We start from the raw sequence: 22846 nt of genomic DNA, 5'->3' as shown, positions 1-22846 counted from the left end.
CGACTGCGCCCTCGGAGGTCTCCTCGCTGACCTGTGGATTCTTGGCGGGTGCGGGTTCGGCTAGGGCGGTGTCGCGTGGATCTTGAGTTCGGGGGTCAGGGCGGCTTCTCGGGAGGCGGTCGCTGAGGCGTTGGCGTCGGCGATCCCTTTCTCGGCCCGGGCGACGGCCGCAGACGCGCTGGCACTGGCGCTGGCACTGGCCTCCGCCCGCGCGTCCTTCAGCGCGCAGCCCGCCGCCCCCAGGGCCAGGACGCATACCACCGCCAAACCGGCGGCCGCCCGGCGTTGCCCCAGACGAGAACCGGACCGGCCGCACTCGACTGCGGGTCGCCTCGAGTGCACAGGCCTTGGGGATCGTAGGGACGTACTCATCACCGATAGCCTCCTCGCCACCGAAACAACTCCTCACACCACCGGGACGGGCGGCAGTGCCCGTCCGAGCGGTGTATTGACATTACCTGCACACACGCCCCGACCGCCAGACTTTGACACGGCCCTGTGGAAAACTCCGAGCCGGTTCTTCGAGCGGCATGGACGAGTCCTCGAAGTTTTGGAGGATCGATGGAGGTCAGAGCACCGGAGCGAGGCTGCGGGGAGCCTGAGCGACCTCCAGCTCGTCGGCGATCCAGGAATACAAGGAATCGACGTAGTGGAACGGGGCTGAACCCCGGCGATGCGCGTCATCGGCGATGACGAGCTCGTCGGGGACGTGCAGGATCCGCACATCGGTTTCCCTGCGAACCAGGTCGACGTAGCGGGGCATCACCCAGTTGGCCTCCATTGCCGCCTGTCTCCAGCTCGGGACCATCGACTCGCCGGAGGTGGTCCTCGTAGCCCATGGCACGTTGATCAGAATCGTCTTGTCCGTGAGGCCGAGACGATCCAGGAGACTGCCGAAATGCAGAAGGGCAGGCCTCCACAGGTGTAGGTGCTCCGCTGTCCCCAGCTCGAGAAACCTGGCGGCGAGTCCCTTGTAGAGGCCCGCCGTTAGAGCTTCTGCCGAACGGGTCAAGAAGGCCCCGGGAGCCGTCTCCAGGACGCCAAGACGCTCGTCGGTCAGGTCCCACAGCAGTAGATCCGTGCGTGCGGCGACGGACGTCAGCTGCGCCTCCAGGTTCCCCACCATGTCGGACAGAAAGGAGCGACGAGCGAAAGGCGATGGCAGTAACGATAGATCGACGTCGCCCACATCCGCCGGCCTTCCCGCACTAATGAGGGATTGGCGGGCGACATAACGTTCGACGCTCCAGCCCCGTTTCTCCATCTCGCGGGCCGCGTCCCTGGCCACGCAGGATCCGTAGACGGTGATTCGTCCTGTCAGCGTACTTTTTGTACTGCACATGGTCATACTCCTCGAGCGTGTCGGTAAGGCGATGTGCGACTCTCTGAGTGCTGGATCCGCACCCCTGCCGGTTTCCACTTCTCCCGACACGCGGTCAGGATCGTGACGGCCTTCTCCGGCTTGTTCTTAGCGATGTTCCAGGACCACCATCGGTAGTCATGAGTGATCTGAGGGCCTGGGTCGTCCTCGATGAGCTCACCGTTCATGAGCCATAGTGCTCGGGCGCACATCTCCTCGATGACCTGCGCGGCGCCGACTTCGAGAGCCCAGTAGTGGATGAGAAGAGGGAACCGCATGTCCTTACCCCGCTCCGTGTGGTGTGGGGACAAGATTCGGTGCTCCGATGACGGAAGGTATCTGCAGATGGAGGAGCAGGATCATGGTTATGCGGGATGAAGCGTCCAGAGCCGGCCGCGGGTGAGAAGGCTGTTCACCGCCGGCGGGAGCAGGAGACGGCGGCCAGATCCGCCAGAAGAACCGATCTCTAGAGCACGCCGGCGCCCACCACAGGGAGGACTCCAAGACGCTGCATATAGTCCAACCGGGTCCCATCCCCAGGGCGAGACGAGGGACTGGACGGTCCTTGACCGAAAGGGAGAACACAGCCCTGCTGAGACCAACCAGTGCGAAGGTGAGTATCGTCGCCAGACCTGTGAGAACGACGTCGAACTTCGTCATGACCCGGACCGGGCTCCGACCGCGCGTCGCCACGAGGACGGCCACCCAGGCAGCAAGCGAGGCTGGTAGAACGACGGTGAGTCCGTAGCCACGGGGGATAGGGCAGTGGTGAAGGGAGCCGATTCTCGCCACGCCCATGATGCGGGCCCTCCTCAGAATCGGTATGGCGGTTGCGGTCGGGGACACGGAGATGACAGCGGTCGCCACAAGCCCGCTCAAGAGCAGGACGCTCATGAGGCAAGCATCTGCAGCTCCAGGGCTCGTCGTGCTCGAGCCCGCCACCTTTATCGGCCTCTCGACTGGTCCGTCATGGCGACAACCGATCCACCGACACTGGCCGTCCGCGGCAGCAGGTGCACCTCCGTGATGAGATCGAGGAAACAGGATTCGGCCATGAATCCCGCGCCTGCGACAACGATGAATGGCATGACCCGTGTGGACGCCCACGGTCAGTGCTGCTATGTCGCGCACCGTGCCGTCACCTGAATGAGAACCGCGGCCGTGATTCCTGTCAACAACATGCGGGGGCGGAGAAACCGATGCGTTGACATGAGCATCCTGATAAGGCTTGCCAGGAATAGTCATAGTGCCCGGAAGGTCATGTCTCGACGTGCTGCCGAGAAATCGGTAAGGAGATAGGGCGCCGAGGTGGACAGGGACGGGGAACCTGAGGCTGCGCGAGCGGGCCCCGTGAAGGTCCGAGTGGGGGTGACTACGACCACTGGCGACCTCCAGACCGCTGGGATGGGTGAGGCCCGGGAGGAAGGCCTTCTTTACTTGCTTTCTCACAACGTTAGTTGTGCCGGACAACTGTAAAAGCGGCCGTCGTCATGATTGAGCTGTCTGCAATCAGAATGTGACGTTCAAGGCCTGCCGTGACTGGGCTGAAACTCCCTGTAATCGTTGTGATACCAGGGAATATCGGGGTTCGGTCACATGACGGCCTCAGCTGGTTCTCGTGCGCTTCCGGCCCCGGCTCTCAGTTCGGCGCATTCATTGGGTTAAACGATAATGGGTGACGGTCGCCATAGTCGGCAGCCTGCTGCAGAGGAGTAACAAGGGGTATTTGAGGGGGGGGAACTGCCTAGACTTAACGGCAAGCGCGTTCAATCTCCATACGCGCAATCAACGACAACATGATCGGTTCTTGTATGATTCGCACAAAAATCGATCGCTCTGATCCTGAGGAAAATTCTGATGAAACGTGTGATCACCTATGGCTCCTTCGACCTGCTCCACTACGGGCACATCGAGCTGTTGCGTCGAGCCAAAGCGATGGGTGACTATCTGATTGTCGCACTGTCTACCGACGAGTTCAGCGTCTCCAAGGGAAAGTGCGCCTACTTCTCCTATGAACAGCGCAAGGCGATGCTCGAGGCCATTCGTTACGTGGACCTGGTCATCCCCGAGCAGACATGGGGTCAGAAGAGCCAGGACATCGACGAGTACGGCATCGATGTCTTCGTCATCGGAGACGACTGGGTTGACACCTTCAACGAGCAGCTCGAAGGGCGCTGTGAGATCGTCTATCTGCCGCGGACCCCGGAGATCGATGCCTCGCGGATGCAGGAGTGCTGTCAGGCTGAGGAGGATCGAGCGCTGTGAGCTGAGTCAGATGCGACGACTGTGACCGGGGCCGAAGTAGACGTCGTCGAGCGTGGCGGTCAGCAGGGAACGCTGACGCAGGATGTCGATGATCTGTCCGTAGAGCTGGGTGACGGTGGGGAAGTTCGCGTGACCGATAACGATGTGCTGCGCGAGCAGCCACTTCTGCGCCTCTCCGAGGAGCACGTCCTGCGTGAGCAGACCGGAATCTCCGAACGATCCGTACCACATGGTCGCGGTCGTGTAACCCGCTTTGGCGCAGGCCGAGTCGGTGAAGGAGTTGCGACCGCCGTAGGGAGGTCGGATGAAGGGCGCCCCGGTGATGCCGTAGGTGTTGCGCAGCAGGTTCTCGCACTGGGTGAGCTCATCGATGATCTCCCCCTCTGACAACGTCGTCAGATCCGGGTGCGTCCAGGTGTGGTTGGCCAGCTGAACCTGCCCCGATTCCACGAGGGGCGCCAGCTTGTTTCGGTTGTCGGTCCAGCTCGGATAGACGCCCGTGACGAAGAAGGTCAGGCGGACTCCCGAATCCTTGGCGAAGTCCAGGTAGGCGTCCACGACTGAGGAGTCGACGCCGTCGTCGACGGTGATGGCCACGACGTTGCCGACGTTCTCCGGAAGACTGGTGATGAGTGGATCCACCGGAGTGGGAGCGGGTAGCGGGGGTGGCCCGTCCTGAAGGTGCAGGGGGCTGAGCGAAGGTGTCGGGGAAGGCGTCTGCAAGGGGGACGCGGCCCCCGAGGGCGAGGCCTGCGTAGGGGGCGGGGTCGACGAGGCGGAGCGGGATGTCGGCTGCGTCTCAGCACAGGCGGTGAGGCAGCCTGCGGTTCCGGCGGCCAGGGCGAGCAGGAAGTCACGGCGTTGCATGGGAGAGACTTTCTCGAACATCAGGTTGCGAGAGCATCAAGCAACCCGAGGGCCTAATAACACAAGAGGGGATGGAAGTGCTCAGATGAGTTGCGTCTCCAGCGTCGGCACCGGAGCGTTGTCAGGATTTGCCTCGGCTCGCGGTGTCGTGTCCGTCGAATCTCTCAGTCAGACGGAACCTTGACAACGAGTAGGGACGTACGGCTTACCCGAAACCGAGGAGCGGGGTGGCTGACGGGGTTTGAACCCGCGACCTCCTGGACCACAACCAGGCGCTCTGCCGACTGAGCTACAGCCACCGTGTACGGCAAAAGCCGCAACGAGTCGGTACTGTATCCGCTCAGCTCCTCGTGCACCAAACCGAACTCGGTGCACTGCGTCACGTCGTGAATGTGATCGATCCTCTCACCTGGTTGGTTCTTCCAGGATACGTTCGGCTGCCTCCTTGCACTCCTGAGAGCTCGGCCCCTCGCCGTGCGGGAACAGAACTGCGCGGTAGTAGCGCAGCTCGTCGATGGACTCCAGGATGTCCGCCAGCGCACGGTGCCCCCCGGCCTTCTTCGGGGCATGGAAGAAGGTCCTGGGGTACCAGCGCTTGGCTAGTTCCTTGAGGGAGGAGACATCCACGATCCGGTAGTGAAGGTGCTCGATGAGCTCGGGCATGTCGCGTGCCAGGAACGCCTTGTCCGTGCCCACCGAGTTCCCGGCGAGCTGGGCGCTCCGGGGTTCGGGCACAAGGGAGGTCACATAGTCCAGGACCGTCTTGCGAGCCGCCTCCATGGTCAGCCCGCCCTCCAGTTCGGTGAGCAGCCCTGAGGATGTGTGCATATTCCGCACGTAGTCGCCCATCCGCTCTAGCGCGTCGGCAGGAGGTCTGATGAGTACATCGATTCCCTCGGCCAAAGGCTTGAGCTCGTAGTCGGTGACGACGACGGCGACCTCGATGAGCGCATCAGTGCTCAGTTCCAGGCCCGTCATCTCACAGTCGATCCACACCAGTGGGTCTGAGGTTGTCATCTGCTTGCTCACGGGATCCACTCTAGTCGGCAATATCGGTCTTCAGGTCGGCGGGCTGATCGCGAACGCGGTGCGATTCACGGCGAGCGCGTGGCAGGGCCGCCCGGCTCGCGCGAGTATCGCGATAAGGTCTCTTTGGAACCTGCCATCCTTTGAGCGACACGGAGCCCTCATGACGACCCAAAGCCCCGCCTCCCGTCACCTCGGAAGCTCCTACATCATGGAGTCCCGGATCGGGGCAGGCGCCCAGGGCGAGGTCTGGCGAGGTCGGCGCACTGATTCCCGCGAGGTCCTGGCCTTCAAGGTGCTGCGTGCCGATCTGGTGGAGAATCCCGACGTCGTCGATCGCTTCATCAAGGAGCGTTCGACGCTGCTGCGAGTGCGTAGTCCTTATGTCGTCGCCATTCGCGACGTCGTTATCGAGGGCTCTACCTTCGCCATCGTCATGGACTACGTCAACGGCGGGGACCTGCGTGATCTTCTCAGGGCCCGCGGTTCGTTGCCGCCCGCGCAGGTGGCCTCCCTGGGGACGCGTATCGCTCAGGGGCTTTCCTCGGTCCATCGGGCTGGAGTCGTTCACCGAGACATCAAGCCCGCCAATGTTCTGCTCAGCTCGCGTCCGAGCAGAGGCGGCGATCCGGCTGAGACGGTGGCGACCGGGGTCGCTCCGGGATGGGGTATGCCGGAGGCCGTTGTCCCTCGACTGGCCGACTTCGGGGTGGCACGTATCTGCGATACCTTCTCCGCCTCTCACCTCACAGGGGTCATCGGTACTCCGTTGTACATGGCTCCGGAGATTCTATCGATGCAGGCTCCGACCTCCGCCGCCGATATCTACTCACTGGGCATCATGCTCTATGAGATGAGCTGTGGGACAGCTCCGTTCGTGGGAGAACCCGCCCAGCTGCTCAGCCAGCACGCTCGACGAGACGCAGGCCGCCCCGACGGTCTTCCCGACGCCCTGTGGGAGCTCATCGCCTCGATGATGGCCAAGCAGCCCGATATGCGCCCCGCCATCGAGTTGGTCGCTCAGCGCCTGGAGGCGATGCAGTCCGCGTTGGCGGGCCTGCCCGCAGCTCCGAGGCTCGCCTCACCACCGCAGTCGACGGCTTCCGTGGTCCCTTACGACTGGGACGCCCCGTCGCCAGCGGATGCGGCGACGGCTCCAACGGTGCTTTCCGGTTTGACTCAGGCCACAGTGACGGCATCTGCCATACCGACTCTGGTGTCCGGACAGAGCGTCAACGTTCCGGGTGGCCTCGGTCAGGCCTCTGCTGTCGGTGGCGCTCAGGCAGGTGCGGGAGCCCCTGTTCCGATGGCGACGAGTATGCCCGGCGGTTATGCCGCCAATACGGCAGGCACGACTCCTCCCGCTTCCTTCTTCCCCCAGACCGGTCCCCAGGGGACGGGCTACATGCCCGTCGATGCGGCTGCTCTCGACCCGAGGCGCACGCGTCGCCGGTGGTGGCTGGCGGCAGCCGCGGTCGTCACGGTTCTGGCAGTGGTGGGGACCGGCTGGTGGTACTTCTTCTCCGGGCCGAGCGTCGACAGTACATGGCCGGCGGCGCTGCCCGAGGGCAACCGCGTTCAAGAGGACCAGCGCTACGCCGAAGTCGATGATCCCTATCTCTCCGCGGACGGGAGCATGCTCGTATACTCCAACATGAGCAAGGTGCACCTGTTCGATCTGACGCGGAAGGGCACCAGCAAGGTGTGGAGTGGGGAATGCGACGAGGCCCGCTTCTGGGCGGGCACATCGTTGCTGTGCAGCAGTACAAGCGGGCAGGCCACGCTGGTCAGCGACAGCGGCAAGACCTCCAAGGCCCCGTTCCCCGAGGGATCCACCTTCCTGGGCTCCACGACCGACGTCGCAGTGATCTCCTCCGGCGAGGGAACGGCCTCAGACGGCCCTCTGATCGCCTATGACGCGGCCGGCAAGGAGAAGTGGCGTGCGGGCGGACACTATGAGAAGGGACGGGTGCGCAACGGGTTCGTTCTCGCCTACGAAAGCAAGTCCAAACAAATCCAGGTGCTGTCCGCCAAGGATGGTGCCGTCCTGATGTCCGAGACCGGCGATAGGCCCAACTTCGACAGCGACACACAACTGCCTGGCGGGGTTAATATCCAGACCGGCCCGGAGGCCTTCTCCCGCATCACCTCCTCAGGCGCCACGATCTACGATGCCGACGGCAGTGAAACGGGCACCGTATCGGGAAGCTTCACCGAGAAGCACCAATGGGCCGCGTCGGTTCCCCTGGACGCATCGGCGCTCAAGGAGGCCTACACGTCGTTGGCGAAGGCGTCGTCCTCGACCACCCCGGTCATCGGTCCCCGGGGCACCATCAACGTCTCGATCGACGTGAAGGCGTGCACGGCCAAGGTCGGCGACAAGAAGCTCGCGCTTCCGGAGCCCGCCAAGGGCGAGCAGTGCGTCATCAAGCCCATCGGTGGTTTGAGGGACGGCCAGCTCCTCATGCAGGTCGGCAAGCGGGGTTACGTATCCGACGAGACCGGTGCTCTGGTCGTCGCCGTCTCCCCGGATTCCGGAAAGATTGGGTGGAAGACTCAGGGGACCTACGTCGCCACGGTGCCGCCGCTGGGCGGGGGCAGCGGCGGCGCGCGCCTGATGCTTGGGCAGGGAGGCACCTACAACTACGACCTGGTGGTGTCCAGCGTCACCAGCAGATAGCCGAGATACGGTGCCGGGGTGCCAACCAGTATCTGGTTGGCACCCCGGCACCTGTACTCGAGGGGATCAGCGCCGCCCGCGGCGGGCCAGGGCGATGTAGCAGGTCACCATGCAGGCCAGGCCGATGGCCGAGAGCATGCCGTAGTCCGTCAACCACTGCGCGGTCTCGTGCTTCCACAACGCGTCGTCGCGGTTGGGCAGGATAGCGAGCATCTCCAGGGTGGAGGAGGCCATCGCATAGCCCCATCGAGACGGCATGAACCACGCCAGCTGTTCGAAGACCGCACGTCCTGCGATCGGGATGATTCCACCGGAAAGGACCAGCTGAGCCATGATGACCACAACCAGCACCGGCATGACCTGCTCGGAGGAGGAGACCATCGCCGATACCGCCAGCCCCAGAAGACCGGAGACGAAGGCGACCGACCAGCAGCAGAAGGCCAGCTCCACCCCCGGCCAACCGTCGAGGATGACGGCGTCACTGGGACCCTTGTTGAGCGCGAGGGCGATCCCCATCATCAGTGCGGTCTGAACGGTGGTGATAAGAGCCAGAATGGTCGCCTTGGAGAAGAGGTAGGCGCCGGATCTCAGACCGACCGCCTTCTCTCGCAGAAAGACATCGCGTTCCCCGATGAGGTCGCGGATCGTGGCCGACATCCCGGAGAATGCCGCCCCGGTGATGAGGATGACCAGAAGCTGTAGGGCCTGACTGGAGTACTTGACGATCGTGGGTGTGGGATTCTCCGGCGTGGGCGGTTTGGGTTCTGGGTAGTGGGGAACCGCGAACCCGTCGCTTCCCTCGATCGCCTTGGTCAGCAGCCCCATGATGATGGGTAGCAGCAGCATGAAGGCGAGGTAGGAGGGGTCCGCTGCAACGATTCTGAGCTGGCGGCGCACCAGGGTCGAGACCTGTCTGAGTACGGACTGCTGCTTGGGCGGACGCTCCTGTGTGGCCGGTCCGGCCGCCGCCGTGGGAGCTCCACCGCGGCGCGTGGAGGGCACTGTGGCCTCCATGTACTGGCGCAGTTCCGCGGTGTGGTTGCGAATGAGCGCGTAGACATCGGCGTAACCGTCCACCGCGGGCGGGTCGGGCAGTGTGCCCTTGGGGGTGTTGAGCAGCAATCGGCCCTGGGAGGCGATCTCGTTGAGCCGTTGGCGGAAGTAGGGGAGTACCTCGCGGGGGGAGCCGTAGTAGACGGGCTTTCCCCCAGCGGCCAGGATGAGGACCTTGTCCGCTCTGTCGATATGGTTCTCATTGTGGGTGACGACGACGACGGTGCGGCCACTGTCGCCGGGACGAGTCCCGTGTGCCAGGGACGCCAACAGGTCCATGACATCACGGTCCAGCTGGGGATCCAGTCCGGAGGTGGGTTCGTCGAGGAACAGCAGGCTGGGCCGGGTCAGTAGCTCGATGGCGGTTGAGACCCGCTTGCGTTGCCCACCGGAGAGCTTCTTGACGCGCTTGTCCACGTGCGCGGTCAGGTCGAGGTCCTCCAGGACCTCGGCAATGCGCTGACGCCGTTCGGCCTTGGTGACGTCCTTGGCGAATCGCAGCTCGGCGGCGTACTCCAGGGTCTTGCGGACAGTGAGCGCCGAGTGGATGACGTCGCTCTGCGGTACCACACCGATCTTGTTGCGCATGACCGGATAGTGCTCGTACACGTCCAGGCCGTTGAAGAGCACCTGGCCCTCCTGGGCCTTTTGCTCGCCGGTGAGGGCCTTGAGCAGCGTCGATTTTCCCGCTCCCGATGGGCCGACAACGGCTAGGAGTTCGTTGCCCGGCAGGGAGAAGGAAATGCCGTCGAGCAGTGTCAGACTGCCGTTGTTGACGCGGAAGGTCAGGTCCTTGCCCACCAGCTCGCCGCCGGCTCCGCCTGCGACCTGGACCTCGCACAGCCCATCAGGGCTCAGGGCGACGAAGGTTGAGCCCAGACCCAGGAGGACGGGCTGAGTCACCTGGACCTGGGGGACTCGTTGACCTCCGACGTAGATGCCGTTGGTGGATCCGAGGTCGGTGACGACCATGCCGTTGGCCGAGACGTCGATGCGGGCGTGGTGTTTGGAGATGAGCGGGTCGTCCAGGACCAGGGTGTTGTCCGGCGCTCGACCGATGGTGCCCGACGAGCTGATGCGGAAGGACTTGAGCGTGTGCCGGGAGGAGGGGAAGGCTCCCGAGTTCGCCGAGCTGGACGATGGCGCTCCCTGGGGGCTCCCCGATGCGATATAGGTGGCGGCCGATGAGGCCGATCCCATGGCCTGCGGCATGGGGCGGGCCTGCGTTGGGGCGGCCGTCGTCGGAATCGGGCCGGAGGATGCCTGGGGCAGGGGGCCGACCTGGGGCGCGGAGGCCGCACTTGGCTGGGAGGGAATGAAGGGGGCGCTCGGCGCCGACTGTGGCTGAGCCGGGGCTCCTGTGTGAGGAGCGGCTCCGGACACGATCGGAGTGAGTCCCAGAGCCGGTCCGGAGGCATCGCCCAGCTGGATTCGGGTGCCCTGGGTGATGAGCGCTTCACGGGTGACGGTTCCGTTGACGAGCATGCCGTTGCGTCCCTGGCAGCTCACGGTCCAGCCAGTCGGGGTGGGGGTCACCAGCAAATGCGTTCGAGACACGAGAGGGTGGACGATCTGAACATCGCTGTCGGGCGACCTCCCCACAGTGAAAGGTGCGGTGAAGGTATGAGGTTCCAGCGAGGCCTGAGCAGAGAGGGAACGCACAATGAGTGCGGAAGTGGGCAAGGCTCGGTCCTTCCAGGGGCTTGTGATGGGGTGCCGCTCACGATACTGGTGTTTCGGCGTCGCCGCTAAGAGTAACGCTCCCCTGTGTGATGTTGCGTACACGTCAAGTCCGTCGTCGGGACCTGTGTCGCTTGGATTCATCATCCCGACTGGTCACAGGGCGGTTGCAGTGCTGTTGCGGCCGCATTGCGATCCGGATGAGAGCGGTTCGGAGAGTGGCTGAGAGCGGCTCGCGGAATCATCCGCACACCCGGTTCGATGTGCTCTCGTAATGGTAGTGCGACCGTGTCGTGACCGACTGTCGAGGTCGAAGGCGACGTCGGGTCGGCCGCCCGTGGGGCCTGGCTCGCCAGGTTGATGGCGTAGGCTGGTCTAGCGCTTGCGCGCGCCTCCGTAGCTCAATGGATAGAGCATCGGCCTTCTAATCCGCAGGTTGCCGGTTCGAGTCCGGCCGGGGGCACTGGTCGGCGGCCTTGAAAAGGTTGATATTCCGCGCATTATCGGTTGTTGGGGGCGACGAGGCGCGACCACGGTGTTGTACTGATGGTCGGCGGTCGCGCTCGTCGTCGAGCCCGTTGACGGTGGCTGCATCCGCCATGCCCGTGGAGGGGGGTGCTCTTCCTCCTTCGGGGGTGAGCATGTGATTCCGATCGTCACAGCGGAGTAACAGAAGATTCTCACCGGGCTCACGACACCTGTGGTGTGGACTGTCGAGATCAATCGTCGACTCCGCTGCGCTGTGCTCATAGTGTTGGCACATGCCCGCTCCTGTCCCCTCGCGCCCCTCCGAGGACGACGCCCCCGTCTCCTCGCTGAGTCGCGCTCAGCTCCTCGACGTCCTCTCTGACCTGGTCAGGGACCTCGAGCGTCTCGACCTGGCCCTGAGCGCCCACGGCGTCGAGGCTGCGCGCACGCTGCGTGATGGTCTCATCGGACAGGTCCGAGATCAGGTGATTCCCCGCCTTCAGGACGCGGACATCCCGTCCATCGTGGTGATCGGGGGCTCCACGGGCGCAGGAAAATCGACACTCGTCAACTCCGTGCTCGGTCAGGAGGTCTCAGACGCGGGGGTACTACGGCCCACCACTCGGATCCCGGTCCTGGTGGCCAACCCCGAGGACATGGATTCGCTCAGCGAACACCCTCTGACAGAGGTCTGTCGTCAGGAGGTGTCCGCTGCCATCCCGGCGGGTCTGGCGCTCATCGACGCTTCGGACCTGGACTCCGTTCACGAGGCCAATCGGGCGCTGGCGGGCAGGCTGCTGGAGGCCGCCGACCTGTGGCTCTTCGTCACCACCGCGGCGCGATACGGCGACCAGACGCCCTGGATGACCCTGGAGGAGGCCGCTCGACGCGAGACCCCCATCGGCGTGGTTCTCAATCGGGTGCCGGCGACGATCCTGGCCGAAGTGCGCCGGGATCTCATCACCCGTTTGCAGGGGTTGGGGCTGTCGGAGGCACCCTTTTTCGTCGTTCCGGACGCCGGACCGCATGAGGGGCTTCTGTCGGGTGATGGAGTAACCGAGCTGCGGGACTGGCTTCGACTCCTGGCAGGCCGTCACCGCGCAGCCGGACTCGTGCGTCGGACGGGCAGGGGCGTGTGGAGCACTCTGCGTACCGAGCTGGAGCGGCTGGCTGACGACGTCGATGCCCAGGAGGCGGTGGCGCGGGACCTGGAGAAGAAGTGCCAGGAGCTGAGGGAAGCGGCGATCGAGTCCTTGAGCGCCGACATCAAGACGGGTTCCGCAGGTCAGGGGGCCACTGCCACCCGTTGGATCACTCTGGCCTCCTCGGGCGGCCCACTGGCTTCCTTGGCTCAGGGGGGCAGGCTGCGGAGGGGCTTCCTGGGGCGGGCGGACAAGGCCCGTGCCGAAGGGCTCTCCCAGCTGGCTGCCGACGCCCGTGAGGCCCTCGCCAACCAGCTTCAGGCCGCGCTCGTTGCCCTGCGCACCAAGGCGGAACGTGCCTGGGACGAGGTGGGAGCCGGCGAGCGGGCGCGCAAGATTCTGGAGCAGGGCGATGAAGCGGCAGTGACCATCGATGCCTGGGTCGGCTACCTCGAGGCCAATATCGAGATTCCCCGCGATATTCGTAGACTGAGCCCCACCAGCGTCGTCGACCTCCTCATCTCCGCGGCCGCCGGTGTCGACGGAGTCGTCTCAGCCGCCGGGCGTCTGGGACTGGAGGAGCAGACCGTCCAGGCCGGTGCTCTCCTGGTGGAGGCGGTCACGGAGGCGCTGACCGCAACCGTCCCCAAGGGGGCTGCGACCTCGCTCGCCCCCGCGCCCGGGTTCGCCGCTGCGCTGCGTCTGCGCTCTGGTGAGCTCAAGCCCTTCACCCGCCCCGGAGCCACAGCATGAGCCGACCCGACACTCCCCGCACATCCGTGTCCACCGCGCAGACGGACTTCGAGGTGCTCGACGCCGAGCACCTCGACGCCCGCCTGAACGCGGTTCGCGAGGCCCTGCGCATGTGTCCCACCGAGGTACCGGCCTCGTTGTCGATCCCCGCTCACAAGGCGCTTGATGCCGTGGCGCAGCGCCTTGCCCTGGGTGTGGACCACACCGTCGTGGCGCTGTTCGGCGGCACCGGTTCGGGTAAGTCATCCCTGTTCAACGCCTTGACCCAGCTGAACTTCGCGGATGTCGGTGCCCGTCGGCCCACGACGTCACGAGCCGCGGCCTGCTCCTGGGGCGACGACGCCGGCCCCCTCCTGGACTTCCTCGGGGTCTCCTCGGAGAGACGGATCCGGCGGGACTCGATTCTCGACGCCGAGGACCAGGGGAGTATGGGCGGTCTGGTCCTGCTCGACGTGCCCGACTACGACTCGGTGACGACAGAGCACTCGTTGCAGGTGGACCGGCTCGTGCCGCTGGCCGATATCCTCGTGTGGGTCGTCGATCCTCAGAAGTACGCCGATGCCGCCCTTCACGACGGCTACCTGCGCGGGCTCGGCGCCCGCCAGGAGGACATGCTCGTCTTGGTCAACCAGGTGGACACCCTTCCGGAGAGCGGGTTGGCGAGCCTGCTCGACGACGTCGGATCCCTGCTCAAGGAGGACGGCCTCAGCCGGGTCCAGGTGCTGCCGGTATCGGCGGTGCGCGGCGACAATCTCGACGTCATGCGCGGCCTGCTGCGCCAGCGCGTCGCACGGGAGTCCAACGCGGCTCGTACGGCTTCGGCCGAGCTCGATGCGATCACTCGTCGCCTGCGTCCCACGGTGGCCAAGGACAAGGTGGAGCTCAATGCCGACCTCACCGAGGACGCTACCAAGGTGCTGCTGCAGGCCTCCGGTGCCCAGGCGGTGGAGGACTCGGTGAGAGCCGGCCTGTCCAAGGTCCTGCCCAGGGCGCTGGCCCGCCCCGAGCCGCCTTCGCGCACTGCCGTGGCCTCGGCCCACTCGACCTGGGTTCACCGCACCTCGCAGGGATTGCCGCCCGCCTGGGCGCGAAGCATGGAGTCATCCGTGATCCCGCCCGAGACCCTGGCGGGACAGACCGCTGAGGCGGTCGGCTCCGTTCCGCTGCCGGGGCATCGCCAGCCGGTGATCGATCTGTTGTGGTGGGGCGGTCTGCTCCTGGTGATCGGCGGGGTGTCGTGGCTGGTCGCCTCTGTGGTCCGGGAGGGGATCGAGGCGCTGAGTCACAGCGTCGAGATCGTCTCCGCCTGCCTCATCGTCCTCGGGATCTTGGCCACGCTTGTGGCTACTGTCCGCCGTCGCTCCAGGGCGCGTCGCGAGGCTGAACGCTATGGGCAGCAGGTGCGCGCCCGCCTGGAGTCCGTGGTCGAGCGAGGGCTGAGCAGGCCCGCCGCCAGAGTTCTGGAGAAGCACCGGATGCTGCAGGCCTCCCTGGGGTTGTAGCCCCCGGGACTCCGCAGCCTTCCGGTGGCCACAGGCGACGGTCCTGCACTCGCCGGCATTCGGGCGGGGACTGGGAGCAGGGGCCGCTGGGCACCCGAGGGGTGCAGCGAGCACGGTGGTGGTGCAGGGGCGGCAGAGAGCCGCCCGCCCACGACCAAGGAGCCTTCTCATGACTCGTCAGCTCGACCTCACCGTTCAAGGCGTCGTCGGAACGAATCCGGTCCTGTCCCGTGTCGGGGACAAGGCCCGTCCCTACTGCCGCTTTCGCGTCGCCGTTACACCGACCTACCGCACCGATCAGGGGTGGAACAACGCCGAAACGATCTGGTTCACAGCCAAGGCTTGGGGCCGCCTCGCTGCCAATCTGAGTCACTCGGTGCGCAAAGGCGATGCGGTTCTGCTCACTGGACGCTTCTCTCAGGAGTCGTGGGAGAGCGACGGCAGGAAGCACGAGACCAACGTCATCACGCTGCAGGCCGCGGGTCACGATCTGACCAGGGGGGAGTCGCGCTTCGCGCGAGTCCGGGCCTCGGAGTCAGCGCCTTCCGCCCCCTCGGCAGCCGGTACCGGTTCCACCGGGCCCGAGGCGGATCCCGAGTACCACGTTTCATCAGATCACTGGGAGACCCCGGCCACGGCCGACGGCGTTGTGGCATCCGTCGCTCAGGAGGTTGGAGCCCCTGCAAGCCCACCCGGCTCCTGTGGGACGCCGCCAGAGGGCCCCGAGCCCTTCGTCGTCGGCCCGGTCTCCCCTCGGACCGAGGAGCAGTGGCCCGCGTACGAGCTCGCCGACGACCTCGTAGAACAGGCGGCGCCGATCAGCTGACGTCGGAATGTGCGCGAAGGAGATAGTCGAGATCTGCGGGGTGGGCGACCTCGAGCACCTCAATGAGAATGCGGGTCACCAACTCGGCGGTCTCATCGTTGTCGGTCAGTAACCGGCTGAAGACGTGCCCGGTCTCCTGCCATCCGATCCTTCCCAGGATTCTTCGCTCGGTGGGGCCGAGGAGCACTCGCCCCTGCGCATCGAGCTCCGGGAGAGACACCTCGACCCCGTCGGAGCGACCGACGAGGACGACGCCCGGCAAGTCGGGTGAAGGAGTCGGGGGGGCGGCCATTGTCAGCCGTGACAGCAGTCGTGTCCATCTCCCCTCCTGGGTCAGCTCCTCGGCCTTGACGATGGGGGTCGGGGCGGTTAGCAGCAGGGTCCCTCCTGCCGGATCGAAGACGGCTTCGGCAACGGACTCGGGTGCTTCTCCCCGCTGCGCGGCGGACCTCGAAGCCGGCATGCACACTTCATCCAGGAACCCGGCCAGCGACGGCGTGAAGCGCGCCCAGGACCCCAGATCGACGCGTTCCTCGAAGGTCCGTGACAACGCGTGGGACAAGGAGATCTCACTCATGTGCGCAAGCCTAGGCCGCATGGTCGGCGAGCTGTTGGAACGTAGTCGCCCACGAGCCTTTCGATCACAGGAGGATCACACCTTGTCGTTGCCAGAACAAGCCACATCGATGCTGGGCGTGTCACGGACGGAAAATGGCGTGTCGGCGCATACGGTGGCCATATCGCCATGAACCCGGGCGCCGTGCTCGGGGCGCAGCAGGGGAGCAACGAGCAGATGATCCGCTTCGACCACGTCTCGAAGGTATATAAACGCGGGGCGCGTCCGGCGCTTGACGACGTCGACATCAAGGTCAACCGCGATGAGTTCGTGTTCCTCGTGGGTGCCTCGGGTTCCGGGAAGTCGACCTTCCTGCGTCTGGTCCTGCGGGAGGAGCGGCCCACCAAGGGCCGTATCCACGTCCTGGGGCGTGACCTGTCGCAGATCTCTTCGTGGAAGGTGCCCCAGCTGCGCCGAGAGATCGGCTTCGTCTTCCAGGACTTCCGGCTCCTGGAGAACAAGAACGTCCTGGAGAACGTGGCGCTGGCGTCCCAGGTCATCGGTAAGCCCCGCCACTACATCCTCTCTGCCGTGCCGGAGGCCCTTGATCTCGTGGGGCTGGCGGGCAAGGAGAAGCGCCTCCCGCACGAGCTCTCCGGAGGTGAACAGCAACGCGTCGCGATCGCCCGTGCCATGGTCAATCGGCCCAAGCTTCTCCTGGCCGATGAGCCGACCGGGAACCTGGACCCCTCAACCTCAGTCGGGATCATGCGTCTGCTCGACCGCATCAACCGGCAGGGGACCACGGTCGTCATGGCGACGCACGACGACGAAATCGTCGACCAGATGCGTAAGCGCGTCATCGAGCTCAAGGGCGGCGAGGTCGTGCGCGACCAGGACCGTGGTGTCTACGGCTCGGACCGCTGAAGGAGAAGAACTGTGAGACTGCGTTTCATCCTCTCGGAGACCGCCAAGGGCATGTCCCGCAATCTGGCAATGACGGTATCCGTCATACTTGTTGCCTTCGTGTCCCTCCTCTTCGTAGGCGCCTCATCGCTGCTGCAGAGCCAGATATCGACTATGAAGGGCGACTGGTACGACAAGGTCGAGGTCTCGGTCTACATGTGCCCGAAGTCGTCGGCCTCCTCCAACTGCGCCAACGGTGAGGCCACCGCTGCACAGATCAGTGAGGTCCAGAGGCTCATCACCAGCGGCGCCCCCTCCGGCTACGTCAAGTCCTATCAGATGGAGACCAAGGCCCAGGCCTACAAGAACTTCATGAAGGCCTACGCCAAGTCCGCCGTGGGACGCAACGCCACCGAGGACATGATGCCCGTCTCCTTCCGCATCAAGCTCAAGGACGCGGAGAACTACAAACTGGTGGCCGAACAGTTCGAGGGACACAGCGGCGTGGAACGTGTGGTCGACCAGCGATCCACCCTGGAGCCCCTCTTCCTCGTGATGAACCGGGCCTCCTGGATCACAGGAGGACTGGCGACCATTATGGCGGTGGCCGCTGTCCTGCTCATCTCAACGACCATCAGGCTGTCGGCCATGTCCCGCTCCCGGCAGACGGGGATCATGCGCCTGGTGGGCGCCTCGAACCTCTTCATCCAGCTGCCCTTCATCCTGGAAGGAGTGATCGCTGCCCTCGCCGGCGCGATCCTCGCCGTGGTCACTCTGTGGGTAGGGGTCCGCTATGTCGTGGAGGGATGGCTCGCCTCCTCGATCTCCTTCACGAGTGCCTTCATCAGCACCAGGGACGTCCTCCTCCTATCGCCCTGGCTCATCCTGGCCGCCATTGCCCTGGCCGCGGTCTCGTCCGCCTTCTCCTTGTCCAAGTACACGAGGGTCTGATCTCACATGTTGTCTCGTCTGCTCCTCCGCCGCTCACGTCGGCGCGCCGCGGTATGCGCACTCGCCGCCGTCAGCCTGGCCTTTTTCTACTCGGGTGACGTCTCCCTGGCCGATGAACGTGATGACGCCGTTGCGAACCAGAATGAGGCGCAGCGCAAGCAGCAGGAGGTGATCTCCTCCCTCGAGGGGGTCAGTGCCGATCTGGGGCAGGCCTACATCGCGCTGCAGAACGCCCAGACCTCCTTGAGCGAGGCGGAGACCGAGTTGACCGGTGCTGAGGCGACGCTGGCCGAGAAGGAGCGTGAGCAGCAGATCGCCAGCGACCGCCTGACTACTGCGCAGAACAGCCTCAACACGGTCAAGCAAGAGTCCGACGCATCCAAGAAGTCCGCCTCCGAGACCTCGGACTCCGTGGCGGAGATCGTGGTATCCACCTACCAGGGAGACAACTCGGTTACTTCATGGAGCTACGTTCTCGCCTCGCAGGACGTCGAGGATCTCAACCAACGCGCCTCCGCTGTCGAGATCGGCTCCGGGGTTCAGGAGGCGGTACTCTCCGCCGCTGAGGTTGAGCGCGCTCAGAACGCCAACCGCGAGGCCAGGCAGAACGCAGCCACCACTCGGGTCGGCACGCTCAAGACCGAGGCCGATACCGCTGAGACGAACGCCAAGTCCGCCCGGGACTCGGCCCAGACCAAGCGGGACGAAGTCGCCAAGCTGACCGCTGAGAAGCAGACCGCCGCCACAGAGCTGGAGAACCGCAAGAGCGACCTGCAGACACAGCTCGACCAGGCCAACGCCGACGCGGCGGCCGCTGCGGCTCGTATCGCAGAGATCGACGCCGCCAACCGGGCTGCGGCCAGCGCCGGCACGATGCCATCTGTCCCCTCCAGCTCGATAGCCTCGGACTCTCTAGGGGACGGGTACATCGGCCACCCGATCACCGGTCCGCTGGAGGTGACCTCGCCCTTCGGCTACCGCGTTCACCCGGTCACCGGCACCGGAACCGGGCACCAGGGGGTTGACTTCGCCGCGAGCGAGGGCACGCCGCAGTACGCCGCCGTCTCCGGGGTGGCCACTTACTGGAACTCCGAGTCCTGCGGCATCGGCATCGACATCAACGGCGGCATTATCGACGGACACTCCTATGTCATCACCCTGTGCCACCTCTCGGGGCGGACCATCGCCGACGGCCAGTACGTCAATCGCGGCGACGTGGTCGGCTCGACCGGATCGACCGGTTACGCAACCGGGCCGCATGTCCACTTCCAGGTGGCTCAGGACGGGGTCTACATCGATCCGATGTCCCTGCCCGGATTCTAGTCGAGTCGCCCTTGACGGGCCCCGTAGACTCCTGTTCCTGCGCGTCGTCGTGCACGCCAACAGCTCGCACTCGTGAAAGGACAGGCCGATGACACCCGCCGGGAAGTCCGCCCGGGCCGCCAAGCCCACTGCCGGGCAGAGGGCCAAGGCCGCCTCCGATGCCCACAAGACGGTTGCTCGCAACCGGAAGGCGACCCACGACTACTTCATCGAGGACCGCTATGAGGCGGGGCTGGTTCTCACCGGCACAGAGGTTAAGGCACTGCGCATGGGGCGGGCCTCTTTGACCGAAGCCTGGATCGAGATCGACCGTCACGGCGAAGCATGGCTCCAGGGCGCCCACATTCCCGAGTACCTGCAGGGAACCTGGAACAATCACTCCCCGCGTCGCAAGCGCAAGCTGCTCCTGCACCGAAGCGAGCTCGAGCGTCTTGCCGGCCGGGTTCAGGCCAAGGGCTATACCGTAGTTCCGCTGGAGCTGTACTTCATCGGCGGGCGCGCCAAGCTGGAGATCGCCCTGGCCCGGGGTAAGCAGGACTGGGACAAGCGTCAGGCGCTGCGCGAGGCTCAGGACAAGCGGGAGGCGGCCAGGGCCATGGCGGCCGCGAACCGACGTCGGGGCTGAGACCGCCGTGATCATCCGCACGGCTTGTATAGCCTGCGCGGCCCTCCCTCGTATCGTCCGGTCCTACCAGTGCTGGTGTACGTAGGGCCTGATGAGACGGTTGTAGAGCTCTCTCACCGCAGTGTGCATCTCCTGACTCAGCGGTGGCAGCTCGGCTGCACGGGCGTTGGAGCGTACCTGATTGAGACTATGAGCGTCAGGCAGGATGCAGGTGATGCCCTCCTGATCCAGGAGCCACCGCAGGGCGACCTGGACCGGTGGAACATGCTCGGGGCCGAGCCGGCGGCACAGGCCGGAGAACTCGTGGGCGGCTTGCATTCCCACCTCGTCGGGGACCACGGAGTAGATCCAGCCGGCGTCGAGGGCCGCCACTGATCCGGGCGGTGCGGGCGTACTACCACGACGACGGTTATGGGACAGCAGCCCATCAGGTAGCGGAACCCTCGCGATCACTGCGGTCCCGGACTCGCGCGCAGCGGGGAGAACTTCCTCCAGGGGCTTGTGCCGGAAGACGTTCACGATGATCTCCACGCTCGCGCAACCCGGGTGCCGGATCGCCTCGAGAGCCTCGGCGCAGGTGAGTACGCTCACTCCGTAGCAGCGTATCCGCTCGGTCTCGACCAGCTCGTCGAGGAGCTCCCACAGGTGCTGGCGTTGAAGTAGCTCGATGGGAGGAGCATGCAGATGGACAATGTCGATGGTCTCGGTGCCGAGATTTTTCCGGGAGCGGTCGTTCCAGTGAAGAATAAGGTCTCGACTGAAGGCATCGGTGGGATACGTCCTCTCTCCACTGCTCCTCCCCATCTTCGTGGCCACCGTGAGTCCGGTGCGAGGACGAGCGGAGAAGAACTCGCCGAGGAACCTCTCTGAGGCGCCGTTGTCATAGGCGTCGGCCGTATCGATGAAGGTGACCCCCGAGGCGCACGCTGCATCGAGATTGCTGAAGGCACGAGAAGGATCGACTTCGCTCAGATCAATGCCCAGTTGCCACGTACCAGTGCCGATGACTGGGATCTCGCGGCCCAGGGCAGGAAACAGGCGTGTGTCCATGACACTCTCCTTGACGCTGTGCAGAGGAGGACCGAGGCCACCACGAGGCAATCGGCCTGTTCTGTCATGATATTCGTTCGAGTCGCTGACCCACCATCGCCGCAGGTGACCAGGTTGCCGAGATATTGTGTGGTGTAGTCCTCCGACGGCGATCGCTCTCTGTCTGCTAGGATCATCTGGCTTCGCTGAGAGCACGTTCCGGTCAGGCTTCGGCAGACCGGTGACAAGTTCATAGGGGATGATCGGTTTCGACGACGGTCGTAGGTTCAGGAGAAGCGGGTCGAGGATGCGCAGTCATCTCGTCAACGCTCTGCGCGAACCAATAGGTGCCGATAACACTCGCACCGACTTCGCCCTCGCCGCCTGAGCGAGCCTCGAAGTCCGTCAGCCCGGGGAGCGCTTCCGCCCCGGTTCCTGACGTCATCTAGGAAGCCACTGCTGAGAGCCCGTGTCGGTAGGGCTCTTGGGACTTCTCATCGACTGAGCCCGTCGGCGTCCTTGCTCGCGTGAGATGCCGGGGCCGAGAAAATCGCTAGCGAGCTGCACCCGGAGAAGTCCTGTTGTGCGTCCGTCGGACGGGGGTTCGATTCCCCCCATCTCCACGTATCCCACGAGAAGAGCCCGCCAGCCTTAACGGTTGGCGGGCTCTTCTGCTCCTCGGTGGCCAGTGCCCGGATTGGTGGAACATGCATGGAACGCTACGTAGCCTGACTCCATGGCGATGAAGACCGACGCAGCTCGCAGCTGCACCGTGAGCACCCCTGATGGCCCCTTTACCATCGTTACGGGCCATGGTGGTTCCGATGGCGCCGCTGACGGCGTCGACCGGACCGACTACGTGCTCGCCTCGGGATGGACTGCTGAGATCGCGGAGCTGGTCGGACTTATCCACCCGAGCCTGAGGCCATCCCGCACCGAGGCGCTTCCGGAAGAGGAGTGCGACGGGCTCCTGGCCCGGGCCGTCGCTGCCGTGCGCTCCTACTACTGCGGCGAGAACAGCGCTCCCGGTGATGTCCCGGTTCTCCAGGTCGGCGGCCCCTTCATCGAGCGGGCCTGGTCCAGACTCCGTGAGGTCCCTGCCGGCACCACGCTGACCTACACCGAGCTCGCCCGCATCAGCGGGAATCCGGCCGCCTCCCGGGCCGCGGCCTCGGCCTGTGCGCGTAACGCCGCGGCGCTGTTCGTCCCGTGCCACCGGGTGCGGCGTTCCGATGGGGGCATTGGAGGATTCCGCTATGGGGCCGCCGTGAAGTCAGCTCTGCTTCGCCGCGAGGAAACCCCGGGCCTTGAATGAGTCGGCTGCTGGTTGGTTTAGGTGAGGGCTGCCAGTAGTGGGGCGTAGTGCTGGGTGGTGGCTTGGCGGTAGGCCTGGGCGTCCCCGTCGCGGGCGGCTTGGAGCATGGCTCGGTGGGCCTTGGCGGCGCTGAGCATGTCCTCGGGTCTGGGGGCGCCTAGGAGGGGGACGGTCAGGGTGTGGACTGCCCAGAACGCTTCGGTCAGGTGCAGGAAGAGGTGGTTGTCCAGGGGTTCGAGCATCCGCATGTGAAAGCGGCGGTCCTGTTCGGTGAAGAGTTCGCCCTTTTGGGCGTGGGTATCCATCTGCGCCACGATTTGGTCGAGTTCGGTGTCTTGGCGGTTCTTCCAGGCTTGGGTGACGGGTTCGGCTAGTGCGTTGTCGAGGGTGATGCGGACTTCGACGATGTCGCGCAGTCCGCGGTGGTCGTCTCCGGGGTTGAGCAGGCCTCTGAAGACGAGGGACTCGACCATGGGGCGCATGGAGACCCTGCCGACGAACATGCCGTGTCCGTGGCGG

19 protein-coding genes, 2 tRNA genes, 1 other RNA gene and 1 pseudogene are annotated in these 22846 nt (G+C 65.1%); 12 read left to right on the top strand and 11 right to left on the bottom strand.

Features of this window, described 5'->3' with window-relative positions; translation table 11 throughout:
- From HMPREF0975_RS08570 to HMPREF0975_RS08555, 4 genes and pseudogenes are all read right to left on the bottom strand, one after another.
- A pseudogene (locus HMPREF0975_RS08570) lies at positions 1-372 on the bottom strand (DUF6318 family protein); the annotation flags it as partial.
- Between the two features lie 196 nt (positions 373-568).
- A complete protein-coding gene (locus tag HMPREF0975_RS08565) occupies positions 569-1342 on the bottom strand; it encodes a DUF6270 domain-containing protein (protein ID WP_009233747.1) in 774 nt (257 codons plus the stop codon).
- A gap of 2 nt (positions 1343-1344) precedes the next feature.
- Positions 1345-1638 carry a hypothetical protein gene (locus tag HMPREF0975_RS08560; RefSeq protein WP_009233746.1) on the bottom strand — a complete coding sequence of 98 codons (294 nt, stop codon included), beginning with the start codon at positions 1636-1638 and terminating at the stop codon, positions 1345-1347.
- A 4-nt stretch (positions 1639-1642) separates the two neighbouring features.
- Positions 1643-2254, bottom strand: a complete 612-nt coding sequence (locus HMPREF0975_RS08555; RefSeq protein WP_049939644.1) for a hypothetical protein — start codon at positions 2252-2254, stop codon at positions 1643-1645.
- Between the two features lie 963 nt (positions 2255-3217).
- On the opposite strand from HMPREF0975_RS08555, the gene tagD reads away from it, so the two are divergent.
- Complete coding sequence (gene tagD, locus HMPREF0975_RS08545; RefSeq protein WP_009233744.1) at positions 3218-3625, top strand: glycerol-3-phosphate cytidylyltransferase; 408 nt, start codon at positions 3218-3220, stop codon at positions 3623-3625.
- A 6-nt stretch (positions 3626-3631) separates the two neighbouring features.
- Here the strand turns inward: tagD and HMPREF0975_RS08540 are convergent, their stop codons facing one another.
- The 3 genes from HMPREF0975_RS08540 to orn form a co-directional block, all read right to left on the bottom strand.
- The gene (locus HMPREF0975_RS08540; RefSeq protein ID WP_034471795.1) at positions 3632-4492 is read right to left on the bottom strand and encodes a polysaccharide deacetylase family protein; all 861 of its coding nucleotides are present in this window, start codon (positions 4490-4492) and stop codon (positions 3632-3634) included.
- 226 nt (positions 4493-4718) lie between these two features.
- Positions 4719-4791: transfer RNA gene (locus HMPREF0975_RS08535), tRNA-His, on the bottom strand.
- A 106-nt stretch (positions 4792-4897) separates the two neighbouring features.
- A complete protein-coding gene (orn, locus tag HMPREF0975_RS08530) occupies positions 4898-5509 on the bottom strand; it encodes an oligoribonuclease (RefSeq protein ID WP_009233742.1) in 612 nt (203 codons plus the stop codon).
- A 172-nt stretch (positions 5510-5681) separates the two neighbouring features.
- On the opposite strand from orn, the gene HMPREF0975_RS08525 reads away from it, so the two are divergent.
- Complete coding sequence (locus HMPREF0975_RS08525) at positions 5682-8198, top strand: serine/threonine-protein kinase (protein ID WP_009233741.1); 2517 nt, start codon at positions 5682-5684, stop codon at positions 8196-8198.
- 66 nt (positions 8199-8264) lie between these two features.
- Here HMPREF0975_RS08525 and HMPREF0975_RS08520 read toward each other — a convergent pair whose 3' ends face one another.
- Entirely contained in the window at positions 8265-10934 is a 2670-nt protein-coding gene (locus HMPREF0975_RS08520) for an ATP-binding cassette domain-containing protein (RefSeq protein WP_009233740.1), read from the bottom strand.
- A 387-nt stretch (positions 10935-11321) separates the two neighbouring features.
- Between HMPREF0975_RS08520 and HMPREF0975_RS08515 the strand changes: the two genes are divergently transcribed.
- The 4 genes from HMPREF0975_RS08515 to HMPREF0975_RS08500 all read left to right on the top strand — a co-directional run bounded on the left by HMPREF0975_RS08515 (position 11322) and on the right by HMPREF0975_RS08500 (position 15622).
- A tRNA-Arg gene (locus tag HMPREF0975_RS08515) sits at positions 11322-11394 on the top strand.
- Positions 11395-11692: 298 nt separating this feature from the next.
- Entirely contained in the window at positions 11693-13294 is a 1602-nt protein-coding gene (locus tag HMPREF0975_RS08510; RefSeq protein WP_009233739.1) for a GTPase domain-containing protein, read from the top strand.
- The gene (locus HMPREF0975_RS08505; RefSeq protein ID WP_009233738.1) at positions 13291-14796 is read left to right on the top strand and encodes a GTPase; all 1506 of its coding nucleotides are present in this window, start codon (positions 13291-13293) and stop codon (positions 14794-14796) included. The genes HMPREF0975_RS08510 and HMPREF0975_RS08505 overlap by 4 nt, the downstream gene beginning before the upstream one ends.
- A gap of 169 nt (positions 14797-14965) precedes the next feature.
- Positions 14966-15622 carry a single-stranded DNA-binding protein gene (locus HMPREF0975_RS08500; RefSeq protein ID WP_009233737.1) on the top strand — a complete coding sequence of 219 codons (657 nt, stop codon included), beginning with the start codon at positions 14966-14968 and terminating at the stop codon, positions 15620-15622.
- Here the strand turns inward: HMPREF0975_RS08500 and HMPREF0975_RS08495 are convergent.
- On the bottom strand, positions 15615-16199 hold the full coding sequence (locus tag HMPREF0975_RS08495; RefSeq protein WP_009233736.1) for a TY-Chap domain-containing protein: 585 nt from the start codon (positions 16197-16199) through the stop codon (positions 15615-15617). The two genes, HMPREF0975_RS08500 and HMPREF0975_RS08495, sit on opposite strands and share 8 nt — an antisense overlap.
- A gap of 216 nt (positions 16200-16415) precedes the next feature.
- On the opposite strand from HMPREF0975_RS08495, the gene ftsE reads away from it, so the two are divergent.
- The 4 genes from ftsE to smpB all read left to right on the top strand — a co-directional run bounded on the left by ftsE (position 16416) and on the right by smpB (position 19983).
- A complete protein-coding gene (ftsE, locus tag HMPREF0975_RS08490) occupies positions 16416-17105 on the top strand; it encodes a cell division ATP-binding protein FtsE (protein ID WP_009398449.1) in 690 nt (229 codons plus the stop codon).
- A 12-nt stretch (positions 17106-17117) separates the two neighbouring features.
- Entirely contained in the window at positions 17118-18035 is a 918-nt protein-coding gene (gene ftsX / locus HMPREF0975_RS08485; protein ID WP_009233734.1) for a permease-like cell division protein FtsX, read from the top strand.
- Positions 18036-18041: 6 nt separating this feature from the next.
- Positions 18042-19358, top strand: coding sequence for a M23 family metallopeptidase (locus tag HMPREF0975_RS08480; RefSeq protein WP_009233733.1), 1317 nt, complete (start codon positions 18042-18044; stop codon positions 19356-19358).
- An 88-nt stretch (positions 19359-19446) separates the two neighbouring features.
- Positions 19447-19983, top strand: a complete 537-nt coding sequence (gene smpB / locus HMPREF0975_RS08475; protein ID WP_009233732.1) for an SsrA-binding protein SmpB — start codon at positions 19447-19449, stop codon at positions 19981-19983.
- Between the two features lie 63 nt (positions 19984-20046).
- Here the strand turns inward: smpB and HMPREF0975_RS08470 are convergent, their stop codons facing one another.
- Complete coding sequence (locus HMPREF0975_RS08470) at positions 20047-21033, bottom strand: aldo/keto reductase (RefSeq protein WP_009233731.1); 987 nt, start codon at positions 21031-21033, stop codon at positions 20047-20049.
- Positions 21034-21267: 234 nt separating this feature from the next.
- On the opposite strand from HMPREF0975_RS08470, the gene ssrA reads away from it, so the two are divergent.
- Both ssrA and HMPREF0975_RS08465 read left to right on the top strand, forming a co-directional pair.
- Positions 21268-21638: a transfer-messenger RNA gene (gene ssrA / locus HMPREF0975_RS14845) on the top strand.
- 110 nt (positions 21639-21748) lie between these two features.
- On the top strand, positions 21749-22327 hold the full coding sequence (locus tag HMPREF0975_RS08465; protein WP_009233730.1) for a methylated-DNA--[protein]-cysteine S-methyltransferase: 579 nt from the start codon (positions 21749-21751) through the stop codon (positions 22325-22327).
- A gap of 17 nt (positions 22328-22344) precedes the next feature.
- Here HMPREF0975_RS08465 and HMPREF0975_RS08460 read toward each other — a convergent pair.
- Positions 22345-22846 (bottom strand): FadR/GntR family transcriptional regulator (locus tag HMPREF0975_RS08460; RefSeq protein WP_009233729.1); only part of this gene is annotated, 502 nt, incomplete at its 5' end.

It is taken from the genome of Actinomyces sp. oral taxon 849 str. F0330, from assembly GCF_000239715.1.
Taxonomy (GTDB): Bacteria; Actinomycetota; Actinomycetes; order Actinomycetales; family Actinomycetaceae; genus Actinomyces; species Actinomyces johnsonii.
This window is presented reverse-complemented; position numbering and strand designations above follow the sequence as displayed.